The following is a 20,645-nucleotide window of genomic DNA, read 5'->3' as shown; positions in this document are numbered from 1 at the left end:
ATCGGTGCGCGATCGGATCTCGCGGGGCCGCGAAGGGCGGGGATCAGTGTGGCACAGGAATCGGGGCGCCTCGCACCGGGGTGTGGGAGACCCGTCGCCGGCAGGCGAGCAACCGACGGGCACCCGTCAGGCGAGCAACCGGTGGGGAGCACATCGTCGGCGGACGGTGCGTGACGCGGGACTGCGGAGGTAGTCGCGGTACGCCGTCGTGGACATGCCCGAAAGCGTACCGGAGCGGTGGTGCGGATCACATCCCTTCGGGGCGGACGTCTTTCCGGTCACCGGCGTGTCGCATCCGGCGTGTCGCATTGCGCGCCCGGACCGGTCGCGGTTTGATTTCGCGCCCGCGACCGAGTAGCCTCGAACAGTCACTCATACAGAGGTGATGGATCTGCGCTGCTCTCCTGGAGCGGGTGGTTCCTGCGAAATTACGTAAACGTTGGGCCGACGGTGACCACTACCGCCGTCGCTGATCAATCGAGGAGTGTCGACCGTGGCCAAGGGCAAGCGGACGTTCCAGCCGAACAACCGACGCCGCGCGCGCGTTCACGGCTTCCGTCTCCGGATGCGTACCCGTGCGGGTCGCGCAATCGTTTCGGCGCGTCGCCGTAAGGGCCGCGCTTCGCTCACCGCCTGATTCCCTAACGGGAGCTCGGGGTGCTACCTGAGCCGTATCGACTGCGGCGCCGCTCGGACTTCTCGGACACCGTCCGCCGGGGGCGTCGTCAGGGGCGGCGGGACCTGGTCGTTCACGTTCTCGAACGGGATCAGTCCGAGTTCTTGGTGAGTGTCGACGGTCCGCGTTTCGGATTCGTCGTGAGCAAGGCTGTCGGGCCGGCGGTGATTCGACATCGAGTCGCCCGCCGGCTTCGTCATATCTGTGTCGGTCTCGTCGACGCCCTCCCCTCGAACACCGACATCGTGGTCCGTGCCCTGCCGGGCGCGGCGACGGCGGAGTCCCGCGATCTCGACAAGCAGGTGCGTTCCGGCCTCGCCCGCCTGGGGATCCTCGAGTCCCCCGGTGCTCCTGGCGACAGGAGAACCCACGCGTGAGTACCGAGCAGAACGGATCCGTGTGGAGGACGCTGCGGTCTGCTCCGGCCCGCGTCCTCATCTTCTGCATCGAGCTCTACCGGACCTATGTGTCGCCCACCCGCATGCCCACGTGTCGCTTCGTGCCGACCTGTAGCGAATACGCGGTCGAGGCCCTGCGTACGCGGGGTGTCGTCGTCGGGTCGGTGCTGACCGTCGTGCGCCTGCTCAAGTGCGCTCCCTGGCACCCTGGTGGATGGGATCCGGTACCCGAACGGAATCATCGGTCGTCCCCAGTGGGTACCTGACCGGAGCCGAGACCCGAGACCGACGCCTCTCCGTGGCGATCATGGACGACCAGAGGAGTACATAGAGCCGTGCTCGACTTCATCTACTATCCCGTGTCCTGGATCCTGTGGGTCTGGCACAAACTGTTCTCGTTCGTGCTGGCCCCCGACAGCGGCTGGACGTGGGCGCTGTCGGTGGTGTTCCTGGTGTTCACCCTGCGAGCGATCCTCTACAAGCCGTTCGTCAAGCAGGTCCGTACCACCCGCCAGATGCAGGAACTGCAGCCGCAGATCAAGGCGCTCCAGAAGAAGTACGCCAAGGATCGGCAGCGCATGGCACTGGAGATGCAGAAGCTCCAGAAGGAGCACGGCTTCAACCCCCTGATGGGCTGTCTGCCCGTCCTGCTGCAGGTGCCCGTCTTCATCGGCCTGTTCCACGTGCTGCGGTCGTTCAACCGCACCGGTACCGGCATCGGCCAGCTCGGTCTGACGCCGGAGCAGAATGCCCAGCTCGGCAACTACGCGTTCAGCCCCGAGGACGTCCAGTCGTTCCTCAGCGCCCGCCTGTTCGGTGCCCCCATCTCGGCGTGGATCACGCAGCCGATGGCCTCCCTGGAGGCGTTCGCCCCGTTCGGTGACATCCCCACCCGCTGGCAGATCGCGGCCGTCGCCGTGCCGCTGATGATCGTCGCCGGTGTCGCCACGCACTTCAACGCCCGCGCGTCCGTCGCCCGCCAGAGCGCTCAGGCCGCCGCGAACCCGCAGGCCGCCATCATGAACAAGCTGGCGCTCTACGTCTTCCCGCTCGGTGTGCTCGTCGGCGGCCCGTTCCTGCCGATCGCGATCATCATCTACTGGGTGAGCAACAACATCTGGACGTACGGTCAGCAGCACCTCGTCTTCCGCCGCATCGACAAGGAGGAAGAGGAGAAGAAGGCCGCTGCGCTGGCCCGTCGCAACGAGAATGCTCCCAAGCCCGGCGCTCGCCCCACCAAGGCGAAGAAGAAGGGCCAGAACACTGCGGTGACCACCGACGCCGTCGCCGACGAGTCGTCGGTCGACAGTGGCGACGTGTCGCTGCAGAAGGCTTCCGCCGAGGGAGAGGACTCCTCGACGTCGAAGTCCGGTGCGTCGGCCCCGAAGCCGGGAAGCCGCCCCAAGAACTCCAAGCGCAAGCGGCGCTGACCTGAGTAGAAGAGAGCTGAAGATGGCCAGTGAGCTGGACAAGGTGGAGGAGGACCTCGCGGTGACCGAAGCGCGCGATCCCGAAGCGGACGCCGATTTCGACGACGACTACCTCATCGAAGAGGGCGAGATCGCCGGTGACTACCTCGAACAGTTGCTCGACGTGCTCGACTTCGACGGCGACATCGATCTCGACGTCGAGGGTGATCGTGCGGTCGTGAGCATCGACGGTGGCAAGGATCTCGGCAAGCTCGTCGGCCGCAACGGAGAGGTCCTCGACGCTCTCCAGGAACTCACCCGCCTCGCCGTGCAGCAGGTGACCGGTGAGCGCAGCAAGCTCATGCTCGACATCGCGGGCTGGCGCGCCGGCAAGCGTGCGGAACTCTCCGCCCTCGGTACCGCGGCCGCCAAGCGCGTACTCGAGACCGGGCAACGCGAGGAACTCGAGCCGATGACACCGTTCGAGCGCAAGATCGTTCACGACGCCGTCGCCAAGATCGACGGTGTGAGCAGCGAGAGCGAAGGCGCGGAGCCGAACCGCCGCGTGGTGATCGTCAAGGATTGAGTCGGTTCGCCGACCGGAGGGGCCCTGCTCGGCGGGGTCCCTCTTTCCGTTTCGGGATGCACGACGGACGCTCCGCCGCCCTCGATATTGTCTTCGAGTGAGCCGACAGGAAAGGATGTTTCACGTGGAACAGGACGAGGCCGATCTGTCGGCGGTCGCACAACAGATCTTCGGCGACCGGTACGAACTCGCACAGCGGTATCACCGGTCGTTGTCGACGGACGGGGTGGAACGCGGGCTCATCGGGCCCCGCGAGGTCCCCCGCTTGTGGGAACGGCACATCCTCAACTGTGCGGTGCTGGGTGAACTCGTCCAGGAGAGCGAGACCGTCGTCGACGTCGGCAGCGGCGCAGGACTGCCCGGCATCCCTCTCGCGCTGGCCCGGCCCGACCTGCAGGTGACGCTCGTCGAACCGCTGCTGCGTCGCACGGTCTACCTGGCCGAGTTCATCGAGAGCAACGGCATCGAGAACGTGCTGGTCGTGCGGGGACGCGCCGAGCAGCCGAGCGTGCTCCAGGAGGCGGGTGGCGCCGATGTCGTCACCTCCCGCGCGGTCGCTCCCCTGGCCAAGCTCGCCAAGTGGTCGCTGCCCCTCGTGCACGAGGGCGGCCGCATGCTCGCGCTCAAGGGGTCGTCGGCTCGAGAGGAGATCGAGCGTGATCACGCCGAACTCGATCGGCTCGGTGCCGGCAATCTCGAGGTGCTCGAGTGCGGCGGCGAACTGCTTCCGACGCCCACCATCGTGGTGAAGGCCGAACGGATGCCGCGTCCGGCCCGCCGGCGGAAGAGGAAATAATCGTTTGATTCACGTGAAACCCCTCCCCTCCCCCGCGGAGTCGGGAGGGGTTTTGCGTTTCCGAGACAGTGCGTAGATGTCTCGAGGAATCTTCTCGAGACATCTACGACGAAAATAGGTTCATTCGGCCGCGTGATCTACCCATGTCTATACCTTCCCTCGTTTCGTCACTGTGATGTTTGGGTCGTCACTGTTACCGAGGGGATTCGGCGATTACGAAAGATGTTGATCCACAAGCATTTACACAACCTGTCGATGAAATATGTTGGAATCCAAGATATTCGGGTTTCGTCCCCGAGCGCGGCCGTTCGGATCGACGAGAGATGTTTCACGTGAAACAACCACTCCCCTCCCCGTGATTCCTGTGGAACACGGCGCTCGTGTTTCACGTGAAACCGGAACCGGGCATGTCTGCGTCGCCACCTAGAATGCGGATGGAATACTGAAGCGAACCGAGGATGCGAGCGCGCGGCAGGGACGCCCCGGCGAAAAGGACTCACGGCCCACGTCCACACTTCGGTCCTTCGTTCCCGGTCCGACCCGATTCGCATGTCGCGCGAGCCGGACCGGCGAGATGTAGCGTGCGAACCGAGCGGATCTACGTGTAAGGAGTGTTCTATGACGGGTGGATCTGAATCCGCTGTTTCACGTGAAACCGGAGGCGTCGAGGACGACTTCTCCCCCGTGCCGTTCGACGGCCTCTCCGCCATGGACACCCCCATCGGTGCCGCCGCGCAGCGGGCCACCCAGGTCCTCCACCCCACCGAGGCGAACGCCCTCCCGAAGCCGCGCGAGCGCCGCGTCTTCACCATCGCCAACCAGAAGGGCGGCGTCGGCAAGACCACCACCGCCGTGAACATCGCCGCGGCCCTCGCGGTGCAGGGGCTCACCGTCCTCGTCGTCGACCTCGACCCCCAGGGCAATGCCAGCACCGCCCTGGGCGTCCCCCACTACTCCGGCGTGCCCTCCAGCTACGAGATTCTCCTCGGGGAGATCGGCGCCGCGGAGGCCGTGCAGCAGAGCCCGCACAACGAACGGCTGTTCTGCATCCCCGCCACCATCGACCTCGCCGGCGCGGAGATCGAACTCGTCTCGATGGTCGCGCGCGAGAACCGGTTGCGGAACGCGCTCACCAAGGAAGCGCTCGGCGACCGCGACTACGACTACATCATCATCGACTGCCCGCCCTCGCTCGGTCTGCTCACCGTCAACGCGCTCGTCGCCGCCAAGGAAGTGCTCATCCCGATCCAGTGCGAGTACTACGCGTTGGAAGGCGTCGGGCAGCTGCTGCGCAACATCGAGCTCGTGCAGTCGCACCTCAACCCCGAACTGCACGTGTCGACCGTGCTCCTCACGATGTACGACGGTCGTACCAAGCTCGCCGACCAGGTGGCGTCCGAGGTCCGCTCCCACTTCGGCGACATCGTCCTACGGTCGATCATCCCCCGCAGCGTGAAGGTTTCCGAAGCTCCCGGGTACGGGATGACGGTTCTCGACTACGATCCAGGTTCGCGCGGCGCGATGAGCTATCTCGACGCTGGGCGCGAATTGGCGGCACGCGGGTTGGAAGAGAAACAGGGGAACGAATGAGCGCGACACGTAAAGGCGGGCTCGGTCGAGGTCTGGCGGCTCTCATCCCGACGGGCCCGCCGGTGGAGGCGTTGAAGCAGCCCGCGACCCCCAAGACTCCCGCCGCGACCACCCCTGCCGCGACCACCCCTGCCGCGACGACCCCCGCTGCGACGACGTCCGCCCCCGCGAAGACGCCGCCGAAGTCGTCCAAGTCCTCGGGTCAGCGCCGGCAGGCGTCGCCCGCCATCAACCTCCCGTCCTCCGGGCTGGGGTCCGCTGCCGCCGACGTGATCATCGGCGACGGCAAGCCCGCCCCGAGCGAACCCGAGACGACGAAGACGGAGCAGAAGTCGGACGCGGTCGGGGCCGGGACCGAACCCCTCCCCTCCCCCGCCGGGGCGGTGTACCTCGAGATCCCGATCGAACGGATCGAGCCGAACCCGAAACAGCCCCGTCAGGTGTTCGACGAGGAAGCGCTCTCGGAGCTGATCCACTCGATCCGCGAGTTCGGGCTCATGCAGCCCATCGTGGTCCGTCGTCTCGAGGACGGCGACCGCTTCCAGCTCATCATGGGCGAGCGCCGCTGGCGTGCCGCCCAGGAGGCCGGGCTCGACACGATCCCGGCGATCGTGCGCGACACCGAGGACCAGGATCTCCTCCGCGACGCGCTGCTCGAGAACATCCACCGGGTGCAGCTCAACCCCCTGGAGGAGGCGGCGGCCTACCAGCAGCTGCTCGAGGAGTTCGAGGTCACCCACGAGGAACTCGCCGCCCGCCTCGGCCGGTCGCGTCCCGTCATCACCAACATGATCCGGTTGCTCAAGCTGCCGGTCGCGGTGCAGCGCCGCGTCGCGGCGGGAGTCCTCTCCGCCGGTCACGCCCGGGCACTGCTGGCGCTCGAGGCCGGCCCCGACGCGCAGGAGGCACTCGCCGCCCGCATCGTCGCGGAGGGGCTGTCGGTGCGGGCGACGGAGGAAGCCGTCGTGCTCGCCAACCGCAACGGTGCCGTCGACACCCCGCAGCCGAAGCGCCGGAAGCCGATCCAGATGCCGGGTCTGCAGGATGTCGCCGAGCGGCTGTCGAACTCGTTCGACACGCGGGTGACCGTGAGCCTCGGCAAGCGCAAGGGCAAGATCGTGGTGGAGTTCGGATCGGTCGACGATCTCGAACGGATCGTGAAGATGATGGAGTCGCAGACCCGCAATTCTTGACTCCCCGTCGGAGCAGGACAACAGTCTGTAGACAAAGACGTGGAGGCGAAGTAATCCCGTGTCGACTCTAGTGTCACCGCTCACGCTGGGTGGTATCGAGCAGTTGCCTGCTCATGCGCGGCGGTGCGTGTTCTGGGAGACGGACCCTGCTTCGTCCTCCGAACTGCGGGGCCTGTGCGATCCCGAATTCGAGAAGGAGGCCTGGCTGTCCATGGTCCTCCTCGAATGGGGATCGTGCGGTCAGATCGCGACGCTCGGCGACAAGGTCGCCGGCTGCGCCTTCTACGCTCCCCCGGGCATGGTGCCCCGGGCGAAGGACTTCCCCACCTCTCCCGTCAGCCCCGACGCCATCCTGCTGACGTCGCTGCGCATCGAACCGCACGCGGCCGATCTCGACGTCGGAGTCGACCTGGTGCGCGCCGTCATCTCCGACATGGTCCGCCGCAACGTGCGTGCGATCGAGGCGTTCGGGTACCGGCACGGCGACGAGGAGCCGAGCGACGACCTGCCCACCGCGACCGCGTCGCTGGAGTGCTCCGACCGCGAGTGCATGATCGACGCGGGTTTCCTCGAGCAGATGGGTTTCGAGGTGGTCGCGCCGCACCACCGCTACCCCCGGCTGCGGCTCGAACTGGACCGCGATCACGAGTGGAAGGTCGCCGTGGAAGCCGCGCTCGACCGGTTGCTCGAGGAGGCGTCGCTGACGATGGCGGGACTGACGGCGGGCAGCACGGTAGGGGCCGGAGCCCACTAGCCCGGATATTGCGAGGGCCCCGACCGCACTGCGGTCGGGGCCCTCGGCGTATGCGCTCTCGGTCAGCGGCTGTCGGAGATGGACAGCTCCTCGGCGAGCAGCTCGGCGAAGGTGTAGGTGCCGGTGGGCTGATCGTCCTGCCCGAGCAGGTACAGGCGCTTGACGGCGATGAGGATCGCCTCGGCGATGATGTCGCGGCTGCGCGGATCGGCGAGCAGCCGGGCGTCGTGCTCGTTGGTGAGGTAGCCCAGATCGATCTGCACCGTCGGCATGTTCGTCAGGCGCAGCAGGTCCCAGGTGCGGCCGTGGCTGCGGCAGTCCTGGAGGGTCGTGCGGGCGACGATCTCGCGCTGGATGTAGCCCGACAGCACCTGGCCGATCATCGACTCGGAGCCGTGCGCGTTGCCGTAGTGGAAGCTGGCGATGCCGCTCGCGAGCGGGTTGTGGCTGGCGTCGCAGCGCAGCGAGATCATCAGGTCGGCGCCGAACGCGTTGGAGGTGCCGGCGCGCTCGATGTCGGTGGGATTCACGTGGTACGGGCGCGACAGGAAGGTCTCCATGCCGGTCGCGGCCATGCGACCCTCGAGGCGGCGCGCGAGATCCCAGAGGATATCGGCCTCGGAGATCGGGCCGTGCGGGCTCGGCACGATGATGCCGTGGGTGTCGCCGCCGAGACCCGGATCGATGACGATCCGCTTACCGCTGAGCTGCGGCCCGGACCGGCGGACGATCTCCTCCTCACTGATCGCGTGCGGCGATCCCCCGGACACCCGGGTGCCGAGCAGTTCGAGGGACCGCAAGGTCTCGGCGCCGCAGATGCCGTCGGAGGCGAGACCGATCTCCCGCTGGAAGGAACACAGGGCCTCGTGGGTCTTGGGGCCGAAGTAGCCGTCCACGCGGTCGACGTAGAAGCCGAGATCCTGCAGGCGGGTCTGCAGGGCGGCGACGTCGTCTCCGTAGAGCGGAGCCGACAGCTGGTACATGAGGGTGCGCGCACCGAGGCGATAGGACGCCTCCTTCAGCGAGCGGTAGGTGGCGGGACCGACGATCCCGTCGACGAGCAGACCGCGCTGCTGCTGGAAGGCACGGACGGCGCTGTCGAGCTCGTGGTCGAACACGGCGTCCGATTCCATCCAGTCGGACGAGTCCTCGGGACGCTGGTGCAGGAAACCCAAACCGGCCAGGGTGTTCCGGATCTCGGCGATCGCCGGACCGTGGTCGCCGTGACGAAGAGGGCGCATGTATCGGGCCTTTCCGTGCTGACCGGATGTGTGCCCGGCTGGGGCGGGCAGCATCGAGCGGGGAAGTTTCGTGGACGGACCCGCGCAGTGCGGGACCCGCGGGTCCGTCCGAGAACTGATCCTGGGACGGTACTACAGGACGTCCGCGAGATCCCGAAGCAACGCCGCCTTGCCCTTCGCGCCCACGATCGTCTTCACGGGCTTGCCGCCCGAGAACAGGATCATGGTCGGGATCGACATGACCTGGTAGTCGCGCGCCGACGAGGGGTTCTCGTCGATGTCGAGCTTGGCGACGGTCAGCTTCTCGCTGTGCTCCGCCGCGATCTCCTCGAGAACCGGCGCGACCATCTTGCACGGACCGCACCAGGTGGCCCAGAAGTCGACGAGGACGGGCTTGTCCGACTGCAGTACGTCCTCGACGAACGTCTTGTCGGTGATGGTGACGGTGTTGGCCACGGAATTCTCCTGGGTCTCGAGGGTTGGATGCGGGGGTGGATCAGGCCTGGGACGACAGCGTCGGTGCGGGCACCTCACGGTTCGCGACGAGCCAGCGCTCGGCGTCGATGGAGGCCGAGCAGCCGGTGCCGGCGGCGGTGATGGCCTGACGGTAGCTGCGGTCGACGAGGTCGCCGGCGGCGAACACGCCGGGCACGGAGGTGGCGGTGGACGGCGAGGCGACCTTCACGTAACCCTCGTCGTCGAGCTCGACCTGGCCCTTGACCAGCGCGCTGCGCGGGTCGTGGCCGACGGCGACGAACATGCCGGTGACCGCGAGGTCGCTGTGCTCGCCGGTGACGGTGTCCTCGAGGACGAGGTTGGTGACGCTGTTCTCGCCCTGCACCTCGACGACCTTCGCGTTGGTGACGAAGCGGATCTTCTCGTTGGCACGGGCACGCTCGAGCATGATCTTCGAGGCGCGGAACTCCTCGCGGCGGTGGATGAGGGTGACGCTGCGCGCGAAGCGGGTCAGGAAGGTGGCCTCCTCCATCGCGGAGTCGCCACCGCCGATGACGGCGATGTCCTGGTCGCGGAAGAAGAAGCCGTCGCAGGTGGCGCAGGCGGAGACACCGCGGCCGAGGAGCCGCTCCTCCCCCGGCACGCCGAGATAGCGCGGCTCGGCCCCCATCGCGAGGATGACGGCGCGGGCGCTGTAGGTCTCGCCGTTGGCGACGACGGTCTTGACCTCACCCGTCAGGTCGATCTCCTCGACGTCCTCGGTGCGCAGATTCGCGCCGAAGCGCAGCGCCTGCTCGCGCATCTGGTCCATGAGCTCGGGGCCCATGATGCCGTCCTTGAACCCGGGGAAGTTCTCGACCTCGGTGGTGGTCATGAGCTCGCCACCGAACTGGGTGCCCTCGAACACGAGCGGCGAGAGTTCGGCGCGGGCGGCGTAGATCGCCGCGGTGTAGCCGGCCGGTCCCGAACCGACGATGATGAGGTCGTGAATCGTGGGCGAGGTCGTCATACGGCGGAGCCTTCCGGGTGGTCTGTCGAGGGCACAGGGACGGCGGCTGCCCGGCCGAAGCCGGACGGCAGCCTACAGAATCTGTCAACACCAGGGTAAACGGTGTTGTTCCCTCCGTGCCGTGCGTCCCACCACAGTCACGCGGTACGAACGGGCACCGGCCGACCCGGGTGCCCCTAGACGGCGCCGGGAACGTCGCGCAGCGTCTCGCGGATGACGCAGTGGGTTCCGGTGTAGATCGTGGGCATGCACTTGTTGCAGTGGATGCACAGCCCCTCGTGCGCGACCTTCTCCTCGAACTTGCGGACGAGATAGGGATCGCGCAGCAGGGCCCGGCCCATCGCGACGAACTCGAAGCCCTCATCCAGGGCGGTCTCGATGGTGTCGATGCGGTTGATGCCGCCGAGCAGGATCAGCGGGATCTTCAGCTCCTCCCGGAACTGCCGGGCCATGGGCAGGAAGAAGGCCTCCTCGAAGGGCAGCTTCGGGAAGATCTTCGGGCCGTAGACCTTCAGGCCCCAGCCGACGACCTTAGGCTGCGAAGCGACGAACTCCTTCATGGGGACGTCGCCGCGGAAGAAGTACATGCCGTTGAGCAGCGAGCTGCCGCCGGTGAGTTCCATCGCGTCGATGGTGCCGTCGGCCTCGATGAGCTTGGCCATGGGCAGTGATTCGTCGAGCCACAGGCCCTTGGGGACGCCGTCGGTCATGTTGTACTTGGCGATCACCGCCACCTGCTCCCCCACCGCGGTGCGCACGGCCTCGAGGACGCGGCGCGGGAAGGCAGTGCGCTTGGCGAGGGTGCCGCCGTACATGTCGGTGCGCTTGTTGAGGTTGGGGCTCAGGAAGGAGCTGAGCAGGTAGTTGTGGCCGAGGTGGACCTCCACGGCGTCGAAGCCGGCCTCGACGGCGAACCGGGCGGCCCGGGTGTAGTCCTCGACGACGCGGTCGAGCTGCTCGAGACTCGCCCCCTGGACGATGCCCATCGCGGGCGCGCTGAAGCGGGTGGACGGCGCCAGAGTCTTCATGCGGTTGGAGATCTGGTTGGCGACGAGCCCGGCATGGCCGATCTGCGCGGAGGCCAGGCCCCCGGCTGCGTGGACGGCGTCGGTGAGCCTGGTCAGGCCGGGTACGGAGTGGGCGTCGAGGACGAGCGTGTCGCGGTGGACGCGTCCCGACGGGGACACCGAGCAGTATGCGACGGTGGTGAGCGCGGTACCTCCCCGCGCGACCTCGGCGTGGAATTCGACGAGTTCGTCGCTCACGGCGCCACGGGGCATCACACCCTCGAAGGTCGCTGCTTTGACGATGCGGTTGCGGAGGGTGAGCGGTCCGAGACGGGCCGGTTCGAACACGGTGGGTCGCGGCGAAGACATGCCCCTACTTTCGATGCCAGTGGTACCGTAATTGTGCTTCGACTATAACGCTCGTCACAGTCGCTGCCACCCCGAATCCCACTCGTACATCCCACCGACACGGAAGACATGCCGCCCACCACCGCCGGACGCCCCCGCGACCCCCGTATCGACGCCGACGTCCTCGCCGCCGCACGCGAGATGCTCCGGGAGCACGGCTGGGACGGACTGAGCCTGCGCGGCGTCGCCGCCCGCGCCGGAGTCGGCCGCGCCGCCCTCACCCGCCGCTGGCCCACCAAGGCCCACCTGGTGCTCGACGCCCTCCTCGGCTCGGCCCCCGACCTCACCCCCTACGACGGCATCGACCGCAAGGGCTGGATCGAATGGGTGGTCTCGGGCAGCATCGAACTGTTCGCGCGCCCCGAGGTGCGCGCGGCCCTGCCCGGACTGCTCGCCGCCCTGCGCGACCACGAGGACCTCCGCAGCACCCTGTGGCGCACGTTCAGCGGCCCCAGCACCGCCCTGTTCACCGAAGGAGCGGACGGCGACGCCGAACTCGACGCCCGCGCCGTACTTGTGATGGCCGCGGGATCGGCGTTGTTCGCCGGGCTCATCGCCGCGGAGGACGACACCCCCGCCCTCCGCGCGCGGATCCTCGAACTGCTCTCGACCGTCGCCGACGAGGACTAACCGATCTCCTCGCGCGCCAGTGTCGCCGGATCCGTTGCACTGCACTCGGTTCCGACCACCAGTGCGGTCAGGCTCGGAGACTCCGGCCCGCTCAACAGCAGGAGCACGGCGTCGTGCTCGCGGTACCGGACCTCCCGCGATCCCAAGGGCACACGACCGTCGTCGAAACCGTTGGCCGACAGGCACTCCCGGAGACGTCCCTCCTCTGCGAGAGGCCCCAGTCCGGTGTGCCCGATCATCGCGCGCAGTGCGGAGGGCTCGAGCACCGCGGCCTCCTCGGCCGACGCGAGCGGAGGCACGGACCCGTCGGACCCGAAAGCCGTTCCACGCACCACGATCACGAGAATCACAGCCACCGCGGCGGCGAGACCGACACCCGCCGCCGTGAACCAGCGGCGGTACGCGGCACCGCGGGCCGGCGCCGAACGTTCCGCCGCGAGCGCCGCCCCGATCCGTCCGGCGACCTCCGCGGGCATCTCCTCGCTCGGCGGCGCGTCCCGCAGGGCAGCGAGCCGCCCCCGCGTCGCGTCGAGCCGGGCGAGGAAGTCGGAGGCCTCGGGGTCGGCCCGCACGAGCGGCCACAGGCGGGCGGCGAGATCGTCGTCGAGCACCCCGGCGTGCAGGTCGGCCAGCAGGTCGTGGGAGAAGGGGGGACGTCGTTCCTCGGCGGAGTCTCGCGGACGTCGTTCCTCGGCGGAGTCTCGCGGACGTCGTTCCTCGGCAGAGTCTCGCGGACGTCGTTCCTCGTCCATGGTCATGCGCGACTCTCCTCCGCGACTCGGGTGCCTCACCAGGGTAAGACGCCCTCCGATCAGATTCGGTTCCCCTCGTTCCGAAGATCGACAAGAAGAACCGCGAGGCGACTGCGGGCCCGCGCGCAGCGGCTCTTCACCGTGCCTTCCGGGATCCCCAGCCGCCGCGCCGCCTCCCGCACCGAATATCCCTCCACATCCACCGCGACGATCGCGGCCCGCTGATCCGGCGGCAGGGCGAACAGCGCCGACTCGACGTCCAGCGACATCTCGGTGTCGTGGATCGGATCCCGGGTGGTGCGCAGGTCGTCCGAATCGTCCTCGAACAGAGGCACGGTCGCCCGCACCCGGTTGCGGCGGATCCGATCGAGACAGGCGTTGACGACGATGCTGTGCAACCAGCTGCGCACCGCGGCGTCCTCACGGAACCCCGAGGCGCGCCGGTGCGCCGACAACAGGGCGTCCTGCAGCGCGTCGGCGGCGTCCTCGGCCGAATAACTGGTGCGCCGCGCGACCTGCCACAGATGGTCCCGGTGCCGGTTCAGCAGGGTCTCGAACGCGTACCGGTCGCCGGCGACGTGCGCGGCGAGCAGTTCGGCGTCCGAGACGAACCCGTCCCCACCCTGGTCGTCGCCGGGCACGGCGACACCTGCGATCCCCCCAAAAATTCGCACGCGCGGATGGTAGCCGATCCGCGCGTGCCCACCGGGGTCTACGCGATCAGCGTGCGGCCTCGAACTCCACTTCGGAGATCGAGCTCTTGTTGCTGCCACCACTGGTGCTCAGATCGGTGATCCACACCAGCACGTGCGAGGTCGGGCCGTCCGCGTCGACCGGAATGGTGGTCTCACCGGAAGCCAGTGTGGCCGAACCGATCACCTGCGTCTGGTCGAGCGAGGTCGACTCCGACGGGGCGCTGCGGATCTCCACCACGGTGCCCGGCGCGTCGGTGGTGACCTTCACCGACGCGAGCTCCTCCGCCTTCTCCAGCGTGATCATCAGTCCCACACCGTTCTTCAGCGACGGGAAGGGATCGAAGTAGGCGTCGGTGCTCCACGCGGTGTCGGGATCACCGTCGATGGCCTGGGACGCGGTGGCCGGCGAATCGGGGGTGCCCTGCGGCGAGAACACCGACACCGCCGTCGCCGACACCGGAACCGTCGCCGCCGGACGTGCCGGCGCGGCCTCGGACCCCGGATCGGCGGGTGCCTCGTTGGTCGGCGTGAGACCGAACTCCTGGCTCGTCAGCGGCGCGTCGTTCGCGTCGCCCGCGAGGAGGTTCGCGATCCACCAGCCGATGAGCGCGAGCAGCAGCACCGTCGCGACACCGAGCGCGCCGAGCGCCGCGATCATCCGCTGCGAGTGCTTCTTCTTCTGCTCGAGTGCCTCCGGGTCGGCGAGGGCGTGGGGCTCCGCCGCGGTGGCGCGCTGGCCGATGCGCAGCGCCGGGATCATGTCGGTCTTCTGGTCGACGACCGACGCCTGGTCGAGGATGTGCTGCACGGTGGCCGCGGTGCGGATACCGCCGTCCTCCGACAGCGCCCGCACGGCGACCGCGGAGATCTCGAACGGCACCTCCGGCCGCAGCACCCGCGGCTCGACAGGGAGACCGTTGTCGCCCTTCTCGGCCTGCGGCATCCCGCCGATGGTGGCGCCGCTGTGGTGTTGTGCGGGCGGCTGCCCCGGGGCCGACGGCTCGCCGAGCGGCCACCGGCCGGTGATCAGGCCGTACAGGCTCGCACCGAGACCGTGCACGTCGGAGATCGCGTCGGCGTCGGAGAAGGTCGCCGGGAAGGCCAGCACGGCGTCGCCGGCGACACTGATGCGGATCCGGTCGGGATGATCGATCGACAGCGCGCTGCCGGCCCGGTGCGCGGCCTCCGCCGCGGATGCGAGCGCGCGGATGGCGCGGGCCGCACCGATCGGTGAGGGCTCCGTCGTGGACATCTCGCGCAGCGACCTGCCGGGCGTCCACTCGGAGACGACGATGCCGCCGGAGCTGCCGCGCACCACGTCGAGGACGCGGGCGAGACCCGGGGAGTTGATGCGGCCGAGACGCAGCGTGCGCGACAGCACTGCCTGCGGCGAGTCCGGGCCGGTGCCGTCGGTGGAGCGCTGCTCGGCGTCGACGAAGGTCAGGGCGACCTCACGGTCGAGCTTGACGTCGAGGGCCTGCCAGAACCGCAGCCCGCGGGCACCACCGTGCGGGGCGAGCAGGCGGTAGCGGCCACCGGCCACCGACGCACCGGCGACCAGATCCGGGCCGCGCATCGTGCGGCGCGGGGCGGGACCGGCCACGCGGACCGGCGGCAGCTGCGGGGAACCGACGGGCAGGACCCCGGTGTCGACGTGGGGGTCGCGCGGCGTCGCGGGCTTCGGGGCCTGCCCCGGAGCACCTGCGGGCCGGGGCTTCGCCGGCTGCGCCTTCCCGGCCTGCGCGGGGGTCTCCCGCGTGGCGGCATCGATCGTGGACTTGCCGGCAGCGTGGTCGTCGCTCACCCTCACTCCTTCGTTGTCGACTCGTCCACTTCCGGTGCGCAGACGCGGGTCGCCGTTCGGGGCCGCGAAGAACCGTGGGCGGCGGCTCCCCGATCGAACCTGCTGCCGATCAGGGTACGGGAGTTGCCGGTGCGCATCGATGCGACCGGGCACGTCCCTGATGGCAGGCATGACTTCCGTGATGGCGTCGTACGGGCCCACGCCGTACTCGCCGTAGTCGATCCGCGGCAGGACGACGGTCTTCTCCGCGTCGGACTGCCGGTACCGCTCGCGCGGGACGGTCGGGAGCGGCAGCGCCGCGTCCTCGTCGGCCGGGGTGGTCTCCTCGGCCGGGACGTCCTCGACGGGCGCGGCGCCGCCACCGCGCAGCGCCGTGATCCTCCGCCGCACCGCGGCTTCGATCGCCAGGACCTCGGGGATCTTGAACAGGTACATCCCGACACCGGCGACCAGCAGCATCAGCACGCCGTTGATACCGACCCGCACGAACGAGCCGATGCCGCCGAAGCGGTCGGCGAGCGCGTCGAGCTGCAGCAACCGGTCGGCGACCAGCACGACGACCGCGGCGGCCGCGGAGGCGACCACGACCTGCCAGACGGTGCGTCCGACGTTCGCCATCTTCAGGTCGCCGAGCGTGCGGTGCAGCAGGAAACCGCCGATGAACGCACCGACGATGAAGGCGACGCCGGTGGCCGCGCCGAGCAGCAGCACCACCTGGTCGTCGGAGGTGGCTACGACCGGCGCGAGCGCCGACAGCCCGATCTTCACGGCGGTGATGCCGAGGATGATCCAGGTGGGGGTCCACGCCTGCTCGCGGGCGTAGAAGACGCGCAGGTGGATGAGCACGAGCGAGTACGGGATGAGGGTGAACGCCGACCAGCTCACCGCCTCGCCGAGACGTTCGGCGTTGCCCGACCCGAAGTTGCCGTAGCCGTACAGTGCGGCTCCGACCTGGGCGCCGGCGACGGTCAGGAAGGTGACGATCGGGATCAGTGCGATCATCGTCATCCGCGTGGCGACCGAGAGGTCGTCGACCACGGCGGGGGTGTCGTCGGCGGCGGCGTTGCGGCTCAGCCGCGGCATGATCGCCGTCAGCACCGTCACGCCGAGCACCCCGTAGGGCAGCTGCAGCAGCAGCCACGCGTTGTTGTAGATCGCGGGACCGGCCTCGTCGGCGCCCGACGACACGCGCGTCGCAAAGATCATGCCGACCTGACTGATCAGCACGTACAGCACGATCGCGGCGGCCATGCCACCGAACTGGCGCAGCCGGTCGTCGAGACCCCACAGCGGTTTGAGGTTGATGCCCTCGCGGCGCAGCGCGGGCACCAGACACATCGCCTGGGTCACCACGCCGAGCAGCACACCGATGCCGAGGACCAGCAGCTTCGGGTCGCTCATCCGCACCGGGTCGAGGGTGATCTCCCCCGGCATCAGGTAGTAGATCACCAGCACGGTGAGCACCACGACGTTGTTGCACACCGGCGCCCACGCGCCGGGTTTGAACACCTGCCGGGTGTTGAGGATGCCGGTGAACAGGCCGGACAGGCCGTAGAACAGGATCGCCGGCAGCAGCAGATAGGACAGCGCCGTGGTCAGCGACGTCGACACCTTGCCGGACTCGTCCAGGAAGACGTGCGTGGTGAGGATCGGGGCAGCCGCCACCGCCAGCAGTGTCGCGGTGCCGAGCAGCACCAGCGCGGCGGTGAACAACCGGCGGACGAAGGCCTCACCGCCGTCGGGGTCCTCCCGCTCGGCGCGCACCAGCACGGGCACGACGATCGAGGTGAGGACCGCGCCGAGCACCAGCTCGGAGATCATGTTGGGGATCTGGTGGGCGACGGTGAACGACGACGCGACCCCGGCCCCGAGCAGCGTCAGGATGAGCAGCTGCTTGAGGAAGCCGGTGATGCGGCTGACCAGGGTGGCGACGGCGATCGAGCCGGTCGCGGCGAGCAGGCTCTGGCTCTTCCGGCGGGGCGCCGGCCCGGTCTCGGCCCCGGTCTCGGTCTCGGCGGATCCGGTTCCGGTTCCGGTCGGGTCCGGCGAGGTCGTGGGCGACCCGAGCCGCTCCCCCTCCAGATCGTCGCGGGTGGAGTTCCCGGTCATGGTCGTTCGTACCCTTCGTCGGCTGGATCCGGCTCACCGCGGAACCGGTGCAGGAGCCGTCTGCCCGCCAGGAACAGCAGGAGGGCCCCCGCGCACCCCGTGACGACGGCGAGGATCTGGCCGTACGCATTGGAACGTACCGTCACGGTCGTCGGACTACCGAGAGGCAGACCGGACTCGGTGGTGAGGGCGAACTCCAGCTCGAGTTTCCGCGAGTCGCTGATCTGGGCGGGCACCGTCAGCGTGCGGCTGCCGCGCGGCGGAAGCTGGGTCGGCCCGATGTCGGTGATGTTCATCGCCTCGGGCGCGTCCACGTGCAACCGCACGGTGATGCCCACGGGCAGATCGTTGCGCGCCGTCAACAGTAGGGGACTCTGCTCGGAGGTCAGCGTGTAGACACCGCCGGTTGAGATGACCGTCACGGCCTCGTACATGCGTTCGACGGCCTCGCGCACCTCCACGGATCGTTGCTCGGCGACCGCGGCCGCGCCGTCGGGATCGTCGCCGCGACGGCCCGCCAGGCTCATCGCGCGCAACAGGTCCTCGCGCAGCGGTGTCGTGAACTGTTGCGGGGTCAGCTGGGCCTGCGGGTCCTCCACCAGTGCGGTCTGCAGGGCGTCGAGGCGTCGCACCTGCTCCCCCGCGTCCGTCACCACGGGCGCCGCGGCCCCGTCGGTGATGGCCTGTTCCGGGTAGACGAGCAGCACCGACGACGGGGCGTCCGCGGTGCTCGCCGCGGCGTCGACCAGGGCGGACAGCGGACGTGGCGTCGTCAGCCCCGCGCGGACCAGCGAGGACAGCATGGACATCACGGCACCCGCTTCGCCGGGCGACGGCGTCCACGTCTGCGGCGGCGCGAACAGCACCGAGCGGCCCGCCGGCGGCAGTTCCCGTCCCGTCGCCTCGTTCACCGTGGGCAGCAGACCGGGCCAGGCCAGGGCGCCGAGCGCGTCCTGGAGCCGGGCCGTCGGCGAGTCACCCGACAGCTCGTAGCGTGCCGTCGACGGGACGAAGGACGGGGTCTGCGGATCCGAGCCCATCCCGGCGAGGGCAGCCGACGCCGAGGAGTCGAACAGTGCCGCGGTGAGCCCGGAGACCCCCGAGATGCGGAAGCCGTTGCGACCGGGCACCCGGGACGCGCCCGACGTGTCGGCGAGCAGGTAGTTGCCGCCCTCGACCGCGGAATCAGCGATCAGCGCGGTGGTGGGGCCCTCCGAGACCAGCATCGTGCCGGTCTTCTCGGTGAGCACCCCGGAGTCGGGCCACACCACGCCGGGGAGCGAGGTGACACCGAGGATCGAGTCGACGATGCGCGCGGGCGAGACGAGCGCCGCCTCCGTGAGCGAGGGGTCGCCGAGATCGGCGAGGGCGGTCAGGTCCACCTGCGCGAACGGCAGCGCCACCGTGCAGGTGGAGGCCGCGAGGGTGCGCAGCCGTTCGAGCCAGGCCGAGGCCGCCTCGCTGCCGGCCCCCGGCCGTGCCGGGCCGGTCGGGTCGGCGGGGTCGTCCACGACGAGATAGTCGCGGGTCATGTTCACGACGGTGACGAGGAGATCGGGGTCGACCGCGAGGCACAGACCCTCGAGCACGCGCGGTTCGGTGCGGACGGTGTCCTCCACCGCGCGCAGCAACCCGTCGAGCCGGCCGCCCTCGGCGAGCGAGGAGGCCAGGTCGTCATCGACGAGCCGCACCGGTTCGGTGTGCGAGCCGGGCAGGCCCGCGGCGAGCCGCGGCCGGTCGGCCAGGGGCCACAGCATGGTCGTCGCCGCAGGTCGCGACACGTCGGGCGGCACGGCGGGGAACGCCTCGTCGCCCACGTCGATCACCGCCCCGTCGATGTTCGACGTGCGTGCCCCGGTGCTCGCGGCGTCCTCGGTCACCTCGTCGCTCGCGGGCACGGCGAGGACCGGGAGCAGGAACCGCGCGTCGTCGAGACGGGCGGCACCGCCGTACTCGGGGACGCCGTTGACGTTGACGAGCAGCGGGTAGACACCCGGGGTCTCGATGTCGAGGGACGGGACGAGCTCGGACCGCAGCGGCAGTTCCAGGGTGAACTCGGTGCTCTCCCCCTGCTCGATCAGGTCGGCGACCTCCTCGAACTCACCGACGGTGTCGTATCCCGCCTGGTCGAGGGACAGGGAGGTGCGCAGCTCGGCGGCGGTCGACACCACAGGGGCGCGTTGCAGCCGCACCCACACGTCCGTGACGTCCCGGTCGCCGATGTTCGTGACGGTGCCGCGCACGGTGACCACGGGCTCGCTCACCATCGTCACCACGCTCGGGGTGACCTCGTCGATGCGCAGCTCGAGGAAACGGGGATCGGTGGTGCCGGTCTGTTCGGAGGCGGACGCGGGATCGGCGGCGGCCGGCACACCCAGCACCGACAGGGTCGCCGCACCCATCGTCGTGAGGACGAACACGAGCACGGTCAGAACCGCGGCGCCCGTCCGGGACACCAGCACCGTCATCCGAGCCGGGCCCCCGGTTCGCCCGGTTCGTCGAGGCCGGGAATCCGCGCCGGGTCCATCTCCGCGATGAGCCGGTCGGCGATGTCGGCAAGCTTGCGTTCGTCCGCATAGGCCAGCCGCGACCGCAGCTCCCGTAGCGGCACCCACGCGACCTCCGTGACCTCGACGTCCGCGTCGGACAGCTCACCGCCCAGATAACGCAGCAGATAGTGGTGCACGGTCTTGTGGACGCGGCGTCCCTCGGTGACGAACCAGTAGTCGATGCTGCCGAGCTCGGCGAGCACCGTGCTGTCCACCCCGGTCTCCTCGCGGACCTCGCGCATCGCGGTCTGCTCTGCGGTCTCCCCGCGCTCGATGTGTCCCTTCGGCAGCGACCACAGCAGACGGCCGCGCCGGTCGGTGCGGCCGATCAACGCGGCGCACAGCTTCTCGGGCGGCCCGCCGAGGCCGTCGACCACCAGCCCACCGGCCGAGGTCTCGCGCACGGTCCGCAGTCTCGGACCGGGTGTGGCGGACGCCCCGGGAGAGGCTCCGTGCGAGGTCTTCTTCGCGCCCGCGCCTCGCCGCCGCGAGCTGCGGCGGTTACGGTTGGCACGTTCGGCGGGCGACACCTCATAGATAGTAGATGGACGGGCGTCGGTCCCGGCTCAACCACGCGAACCCG

The 20,645-nt window shown here is 69.3% G+C and carries 19 protein-coding genes; 10 read left to right on the top strand and 9 right to left on the bottom strand.

Features of this window, described 5'->3' with window-relative positions; translation table 11 throughout:
* The first annotated feature begins 493 nt into the window (after nucleotides 1–493).
* The 9 genes from rpmH (at nucleotide 494) to OED52_RS20695 (ending at nucleotide 7,402) form a co-directional block, all read left to right on the top strand.
* On the top strand, nucleotides 494–637 hold the full coding sequence (rpmH, locus tag OED52_RS20735) for a 50S ribosomal protein L34 (protein WP_006550910.1): 144 nt from the start codon (nucleotides 494–496) through the stop codon (nucleotides 635–637).
* A gap of 20 nt (nucleotides 638–657) precedes the next feature.
* Nucleotides 658–1,053, top strand: a complete 396-nt coding sequence (rnpA, locus tag OED52_RS20730; protein WP_264152692.1) for a ribonuclease P protein component — start codon at nucleotides 658–660, stop codon at nucleotides 1,051–1,053.
* On the top strand, nucleotides 1,050–1,340 hold the full coding sequence (gene yidD, locus OED52_RS20725; RefSeq protein ID WP_264152691.1) for a membrane protein insertion efficiency factor YidD: 291 nt from the start codon (nucleotides 1,050–1,052) through the stop codon (nucleotides 1,338–1,340). The genes rnpA and yidD overlap by 4 nt, the downstream gene beginning before the upstream one ends.
* A 69-nt stretch (nucleotides 1,341–1,409) precedes the next feature.
* On the top strand, nucleotides 1,410–2,504 hold the full coding sequence (gene yidC / locus OED52_RS20720) for a membrane protein insertase YidC (RefSeq protein WP_264152690.1): 1,095 nt from the start codon (nucleotides 1,410–1,412) through the stop codon (nucleotides 2,502–2,504).
* 22 nt (nucleotides 2,505–2,526) lie between these two features.
* On the top strand, nucleotides 2,527–3,069 hold the full coding sequence (locus OED52_RS20715; protein ID WP_264152689.1) for a Jag family protein: 543 nt from the start codon (nucleotides 2,527–2,529) through the stop codon (nucleotides 3,067–3,069).
* A 115-nt stretch (nucleotides 3,070–3,184) separates the two neighbouring features.
* Complete coding sequence (rsmG, locus tag OED52_RS20710; protein ID WP_264152688.1) at nucleotides 3,185–3,865, top strand: 16S rRNA (guanine(527)-N(7))-methyltransferase RsmG; 681 nt, start codon at nucleotides 3,185–3,187, stop codon at nucleotides 3,863–3,865.
* A gap of 618 nt (nucleotides 3,866–4,483) precedes the next feature.
* Nucleotides 4,484–5,455, top strand: coding sequence for a ParA family protein (locus OED52_RS20705; RefSeq protein WP_318841894.1), 972 nt, complete (start codon nucleotides 4,484–4,486; stop codon nucleotides 5,453–5,455).
* Nucleotides 5,452–6,648: a ParB/RepB/Spo0J family partition protein gene (locus OED52_RS20700; protein ID WP_264152687.1), complete on the top strand. Its 1,197-nt coding sequence runs from the start codon at nucleotides 5,452–5,454 to the stop codon at nucleotides 6,646–6,648. The genes OED52_RS20705 and OED52_RS20700 overlap by 4 nt, the downstream gene beginning before the upstream one ends.
* Nucleotides 6,649–6,706: 58 nt before the next feature.
* Nucleotides 6,707–7,402 (top strand): GNAT family N-acetyltransferase, encoded by a 696-nt coding sequence (locus OED52_RS20695; RefSeq protein ID WP_264152686.1) that lies wholly within the window; start codon nucleotides 6,707–6,709, stop codon nucleotides 7,400–7,402.
* Nucleotides 7,403–7,464: 62 nt separating this feature from the next.
* Here the strand turns inward: OED52_RS20695 and OED52_RS20690 are convergent, their stop codons facing one another.
* The 4 genes from OED52_RS20690 to OED52_RS20675 all read right to left on the bottom strand — a co-directional run bounded on the left by OED52_RS20690 (nucleotide 7,465) and on the right by OED52_RS20675 (nucleotide 11,484).
* Nucleotides 7,465–8,643: an N-acetylmuramoyl-L-alanine amidase gene (locus tag OED52_RS20690; protein ID WP_264152685.1), complete on the bottom strand. Its 1,179-nt coding sequence runs from the start codon at nucleotides 8,641–8,643 to the stop codon at nucleotides 7,465–7,467.
* Between the two features lie 132 nt (nucleotides 8,644–8,775).
* Nucleotides 8,776–9,099 (bottom strand): thioredoxin, encoded by a 324-nt coding sequence (gene trxA / locus OED52_RS20685; protein WP_264152684.1) that lies wholly within the window; start codon nucleotides 9,097–9,099, stop codon nucleotides 8,776–8,778.
* A gap of 40 nt (nucleotides 9,100–9,139) precedes the next feature.
* A complete protein-coding gene (trxB, locus tag OED52_RS20680) occupies nucleotides 9,140–10,108 on the bottom strand; it encodes a thioredoxin-disulfide reductase (protein ID WP_264152683.1) in 969 nt (322 codons plus the stop codon).
* Nucleotides 10,109–10,284: 176 nt separating this feature from the next.
* Nucleotides 10,285–11,484 (bottom strand): NADH:flavin oxidoreductase, encoded by a 1,200-nt coding sequence (locus OED52_RS20675; protein ID WP_264152682.1) that lies wholly within the window; start codon nucleotides 11,482–11,484, stop codon nucleotides 10,285–10,287.
* A gap of 108 nt (nucleotides 11,485–11,592) precedes the next feature.
* Between OED52_RS20675 and OED52_RS20670 the strand changes: the two genes are divergently transcribed.
* Nucleotides 11,593–12,153, top strand: coding sequence for a TetR family transcriptional regulator (locus tag OED52_RS20670; RefSeq protein ID WP_264152681.1), 561 nt, complete (start codon nucleotides 11,593–11,595; stop codon nucleotides 12,151–12,153).
* On the opposite strand, the gene OED52_RS20665 is transcribed toward OED52_RS20670, so the two are convergent.
* The 5 genes from OED52_RS20665 to OED52_RS20645 form a co-directional block, all read right to left on the bottom strand.
* Nucleotides 12,150–12,911, bottom strand: coding sequence for a hypothetical protein (locus OED52_RS20665; RefSeq protein WP_264152680.1), 762 nt, complete (start codon nucleotides 12,909–12,911; stop codon nucleotides 12,150–12,152). The two genes, OED52_RS20670 and OED52_RS20665, sit on opposite strands and share 4 nt — an antisense overlap.
* Before the next feature lie 53 nt (nucleotides 12,912–12,964).
* On the bottom strand, nucleotides 12,965–13,546 hold the full coding sequence (gene sigM / locus OED52_RS20660) for an RNA polymerase sigma factor SigM (protein WP_264152679.1): 582 nt from the start codon (nucleotides 13,544–13,546) through the stop codon (nucleotides 12,965–12,967).
* 79 nt (nucleotides 13,547–13,625) lie between these two features.
* The gene (murJ, locus tag OED52_RS20655) at nucleotides 13,626–17,513 is read right to left on the bottom strand and encodes a murein biosynthesis integral membrane protein MurJ (RefSeq protein WP_264152678.1); all 3,888 of its coding nucleotides are present in this window, start codon (nucleotides 17,511–17,513) and stop codon (nucleotides 13,626–13,628) included.
* Entirely contained in the window at nucleotides 17,510–19,981 is a 2,472-nt protein-coding gene (locus OED52_RS20650) for a DUF6049 family protein (protein WP_264152677.1), read from the bottom strand. Before OED52_RS20650 ends, murJ begins: the two co-directional genes overlap by 4 nt.
* Nucleotides 19,978–20,592: an NUDIX hydrolase gene (locus tag OED52_RS20645; protein WP_264152676.1), complete on the bottom strand. Its 615-nt coding sequence runs from the start codon at nucleotides 20,590–20,592 to the stop codon at nucleotides 19,978–19,980. Before OED52_RS20645 ends, OED52_RS20650 begins: the two co-directional genes overlap by 4 nt.
* Between the last annotated feature and the right edge of the window lie 53 nt (nucleotides 20,593–20,645).

It is taken from the genome of Rhodococcus sp. Z13 (assembly GCF_025837095.1).
Lineage (GTDB): Bacteria > Actinomycetota > Actinomycetes > Mycobacteriales > Mycobacteriaceae > Rhodococcus > Rhodococcus sacchari.
This window is presented reverse-complemented; position numbering and strand designations above follow the sequence as displayed.